Source organism: Lactobacillus equicursoris DSM 19284 = JCM 14600 = CIP 110162, assembly GCF_001434815.1.
Classification (GTDB): Bacteria; Bacillota; Bacilli; order Lactobacillales; family Lactobacillaceae; genus Lactobacillus; species Lactobacillus equicursoris.
Genome location: NZ_AZDU01000094.1, coordinates 1 through 2,052, shown reverse-complemented (window position 1 = coordinate 2,052; position 2,052 = coordinate 1). Strand labels below are relative to the sequence as shown.

Sequence of the window (2,052 nt, the reverse complement as noted above, 5' to 3'; positions counted from 1 at the left end):
CAAAAATATCAATTTAAGTTTACTAGTATCTATTAGTAGACTTTTCTATTCTAGGTCGTGTTTTTAATGTTTTAGGACGAGTTTTATGATAAGCTATGATTGAATACGAACATATGACCGCAATGAGAAAGCAGCTTCCAAAAATGACCAGAAAAACGAAAAGAACTCAGACTAAAACGATCAGAGCTTATACCGTAAAACTGACTGATGAAGAAATTAAAGAGCTGGATGAGCTGTTTGCTGGCTACGGCAGATGCAAGGATTTGCTCTATGCTCAGCTGTGCGGCATCAACCACATGACGGACATCAAACAGTGGCACGGCCCTAGAGACAGAATCCGCAAGCACGACGGTGAAATCAAGAAGGCTCGCAAAGCGGTCAAAGACTGGAAAAAGGCCTATAAGAAGAATAAAGCTCAAGGGCTGAAATCACCTGACGCAAGAACGGTCAGACTTTCAAAACAAAAGCTTCTGAATGAGCAGTTTGGAATTCAAGGCCGCCATGCAACGGAAGCAGTTAAAGACGTGTGCATGAACCTCAATTCCATGTGGTCAAATCTTGGCTTAAAACTGAAAAAGCAGGTGCAAGCCAATGAAATCTTGGCTAGCGCTGAGCGCCAGTATCTTAATTACGTCTTTACTTCACCATATTACTGGCAGCTTATTCTGCAGGGACGCGAAAACGAGGCAAAGCCAAACGAAGAAGATAGCCAATATCCTTCGTTAAGAGCATCTCTAACCAAAGAACAGCTTCGGCATTGTGCTGGATACATCAGACGACTTACCAGAAAGCATAAGCCATACCCTCATTCAAGTTCCGCACGATGCATGCTCTGTGATGAAATAATGTGGAGTGTGGTCGAAAAAGACGGCTCAAGCTATTTGGAAATCATGACGGCAAAGCGCGGAAAGAAAAAGCAGTTTAAGCTGACCGGACCATACTGCTATGCCAACAAGAAGAAGCGTGGCGACATTCAGCTAATTCTTGACAAAAACAAGAAGCGGCTGGAAGTTCATCGCGCTATCAAGTCGGTTGTGAGCAACAAGCGCAATCTACATAAAAAACTGGGCATGGACAAGGGTATAGCCACTCTTATTTCGTGCAGCAGCGGTCAAGAATACGGAGCAAACTTCAGCAAGCTTGTAAGTGCCGAAGCCGAACGGATCAATCGCCGCAATACGAATCGCAACAAATACATCCAGCCAGCAAAAGAACTGAGACGGCAAAGATCAAACTTGCAAAAGAAACTGGCAGGTACTCATTCTGCCAAGACAAACAAGCGCATCAGATGCCAAATTGGCAGCATTGAGCGACAAATCGCTCATTTGGAAAAGCACCACCTCGGCAATAAGCTTTATCGTCGGCAACATGAGAGAAAGCAGAACAACATGGAACGGATGATGAACGTAAGCATTAGGCAGATGCTTATAACCGAAGAACCAGACGTCCTTGTCAAAGAAGATCTGAGCTTTACCAAAGAAAAGCTGCCAAGAGCATCAAGCTGCTATGAGGCAAAGGCAAGGCGCAAGCTGTCTTCATGGGCGAAAGGAACATTGAACAAGCGCCTCGAGTATCTATGTGCCAGTCAAGGAATTAAGACGGTCGATGTCAACCCAGCGTATACGTCACAGTTCTGTCCAAGATGTGGCGCACACTTTACCGAAAGAAAAGGCATGCATCATGAGACCGCAGTCTGTCCAAATTGCGGAGAGATGAATGCAAATACGGCTGCCGCCGTAAATATCTTGCGAAGGATGGATGACAAAGAAATAACGCTGTACACCCCATATCGGAAGGTTGAAAAGATTCTTGAAGATCGTTATGCAAATAAGCAGGCAGTGATGGCATAATCCATCAGTCAAAGCGTCACAAGCGTGGGCTCGCCCCTGCTTCAAGTCTAGGACTGGGCGCTGCCCTAGAGCCTCGGCACTAGGGAAAATTAGGACATATTCCTGCCTGCTTTACAGACATGGCCTTCGGGCTTTGCTTGTGAAGCATGGCGAACTCTTTGACTGTGCGTATGATAAAAGCATCAGAAGCTAGGGCTCCCCC

The 2,052-nt window shown here is 45.6% G+C and carries 1 protein-coding gene; it reads left to right on the top strand.

Annotated features, from left to right (window positions below; all coding sequences use genetic code 11):
• Positions 1-143: 143 nt before the first annotated feature.
• Positions 144-1,850 (top strand): RNA-guided endonuclease TnpB family protein, encoded by a 1,707-nt coding sequence (locus FC20_RS09395; RefSeq protein ID WP_056945392.1) that lies wholly within the window; start codon positions 144-146, stop codon positions 1,848-1,850.
• Positions 1,851-2,052: the final 202 nt, after the last annotated feature.